The organism is Geoalkalibacter ferrihydriticus DSM 17813 (assembly GCF_000820505.1).
In the GTDB taxonomy this organism is placed as follows: domain Bacteria; phylum Desulfobacterota; class Desulfuromonadia; order Desulfuromonadales; family Geoalkalibacteraceae; genus Geoalkalibacter; species Geoalkalibacter ferrihydriticus.
In genome coordinates this window covers 633-3,017 of sequence record NZ_JWJD01000018.1, presented here as the reverse complement: position 1 = coordinate 3,017, position 2,385 = coordinate 633, and the positions used below count along the sequence as shown (strand labels likewise).

4 protein-coding genes are annotated in these 2,385 nt (G+C 55.8%); all 4 read left to right on the top strand.

Features of this window, described 5'->3' with window-relative positions; translation table 11 throughout:
- The first annotated feature begins 266 nt into the window (after nt 1–266).
- Nucleotides 267–500 (top strand): hypothetical protein, encoded by a 234-nt coding sequence (locus GFER_RS19855; protein ID WP_082048159.1) that lies wholly within the window; start codon nt 267–269, stop codon nt 498–500.
- The gene (locus tag GFER_RS19850; RefSeq protein WP_040101315.1) at nt 434–628 is read left to right on the top strand and encodes a hypothetical protein; all 195 of its coding nucleotides are present in this window, start codon (nt 434–436) and stop codon (nt 626–628) included. The genes GFER_RS19855 and GFER_RS19850 overlap by 67 nt, the downstream gene beginning before the upstream one ends.
- The gene (locus tag GFER_RS17275; RefSeq protein ID WP_235264125.1) at nt 621–1,124 is read left to right on the top strand and encodes a chemotaxis protein CheW; all 504 of its coding nucleotides are present in this window, start codon (nt 621–623) and stop codon (nt 1,122–1,124) included. The genes GFER_RS19850 and GFER_RS17275 overlap by 8 nt, the downstream gene beginning before the upstream one ends.
- A gap of 53 nt (nt 1,125–1,177) precedes the next feature.
- Nucleotides 1,178–2,385 (top strand): methyl-accepting chemotaxis protein (locus GFER_RS19265; protein WP_161807433.1); only part of this gene is annotated, 1,208 nt, incomplete at its 3' end.

Here is a 2,385-nt window from a genome sequence, read left to right as displayed (position 1 = left end):
CGACGCCGGTGGCCAAGAGGGCCGTGCCCGCAAAGGATGGCTATGGCAAAGGCGGCGTGGCTCTGGACATGAACGCTAAAAACGACAAGCTCGACGATGAGTTCGAGCGTTATTAAGAAAAAAAACTGGAAGAACTCTCACCGCAGAGAGCGCAGAGAGCGCTGAGAAAAGAAACCTTCATGCATTCTTTGCGTTCTCAGCGTTCTCTGCGGTGAGAAAAGATTTATAGGATTATTTGTGTCCCATTGATTTCGAAGTAGGCGCCCATGTCACTGACCAATCAGGATTTCAAGCGGCTCTGCGATTTTATTTACGCGCAGGTCGGCATCAAGATGTCCGATGTCAAGCGCACCATGCTCGAAGGCCGCCTGCAGAAGCGCCTGCGTGCCCTGGGGTTAGNTGCGATTTTATTTACGCGCAGGTCGGCATCAAGATGTCCGATGTCAAGCGCACCATGCTCGAAGGCCGCCTGCAGAAGCGCCTGCGTGCCCTGGGGTTAGCGGATCATCGCGCCTATTGCGAGTTTCTCTTCAGTCCGGCGGGGCATGCGCAGGAGTTGGTGCACATGATCGATGTGGTCACCACCAACAAAGGACAAAAAACCAGAAGGAGGCATGACCGTGAGTGAGGACGGCTTCAACGAAACCAACCAGTATCTGACGTTCAAACTCGACGGCGAAATCTTCGCCTTGGGCATCGCCAAGGTGCGCGAGGTGCTCGACTACACCGCCATCACCAAGGTGCCCAAATCGCCCGATTTCATGCGCGGGGTGATCAACGTGCGCGGCGGGGTGGTGCCGGTCATCGATCTGCGCGTCAAATTCGGCATGGCGCCCACTCCGCAGACCGTCAACACCTGCATCATCATTGTCGAAATCGCCATGGAGGGTGAAACCACCGTGCTTGGCGTGCTTGCCGACCAGGTCGAGGAAGTGCTCGATCTCGACCCCGCCCAGATCGAACCCGCGCCGCGCATCGGCACGCGCCTGCGCACCGAGTTCATCCAGGGCATGGGCAAGCGTGAGGAGCAGTTCATCATCCTTCTCGATATTGACCGGGTGTTCAGCGGCGAGGAGTTGGCCGGCGTGAGCGGTGGGGAGGATTTGGCACAGAGTGTTGGGTAGGTTCGACGTCCATATTGCATTTTTTCAAGAGGGATTAGGGAAAGGGTAAAAGTATGAAAAATCTGAAGCTTGGCGTCAAGTTGACCTGCGGTTTCGTTCTGGTTGCGTTGATCACACTGGCGGTCGGCATTATCGGTTGGCGCGGAATCGATACACTTGATGGGCATCTCACCGAAGTCGGTGAAGTCCGTCTGCCAAGTATCGAAAGGCTGCTGGAGACAGAACTGATCATGGAAGAAATCATGCTGGTTCATCGCACCATGATGACCGAGCGCATCAACCTGGAGCAGCGGCAGCTATATCTGACCGAGTTAAACGAAAGCTGGCAAAAACTCGATCAAACCTGGGCCCGTTTTATGGAGTTGCCTGCGACGGCTGAAGAGGACCGCCTAAGCAGCGAATTTGAACGGCAATTGGCCGACTGGCGACGCCTTGATGAGCAATGGCGCCAACACAACCAGCGCTTTGAAGCGTTGGACATTCTTGACCCGGGGGAGTTGGTCTCCAGTCTGCAGCGCTTTCGTGGCGATCATTATGCCGTCCAACTCAATGTTGCCAACCTGATCATGAGTGACCACACCATGCAGGGGGGAAATGACCCGACAACCTGTAATTTTGGTCGCTGGTTGGCCAACTATAGCACGCAAAATCCCGATATTCGCCGGCTTCTTACCGATGTCCGCGCCAGTCATGATCGCTTCCACCATGTTGTGGTCGATATCCGTAAGGCCATGCAAGCCAACAATCGTGCCGATGCCCAGCGGCTGTTCACCGATGTGATGCAGCCCGCCGCTGAGCAGACCTTTAACATCTTTTATCAGATGATCGAAGTGGCCGGACAAGCCGATACCATGCGCGATGACATGACGGCCATGGTACTGGGGCCCATGTATACTGAAGCCCGAGAAGCGATGGGTGTGCTTGAAGAGCTGATTCATATCAATGAGGGGATTGCCAGTAATGCCGTTGCGCAAGCACGCACTGACGCTATCCGGGCAGAAATCATGGCGGCCAGCGGTGCCGTGCTGGGTGTCATTCTTGCTCTTGGTCTTGGTTTCATCCTCACCCGCATCATCACCCGCCCCATCATCAAGGGCGTGGCTTTCGCTGAGGGCATTGCCGAAGGTGATCTGAGCCAGCAGCTCGACATCGACCAGAAGGATGAAATCGGCCAGTTGGCCTCGGCCCTGAACAATATGGTGGAGAAACTGCGCGATGTCGTCAGCGATGTGCGCGGCTCCTCCGACAACGTGGCGGCTGG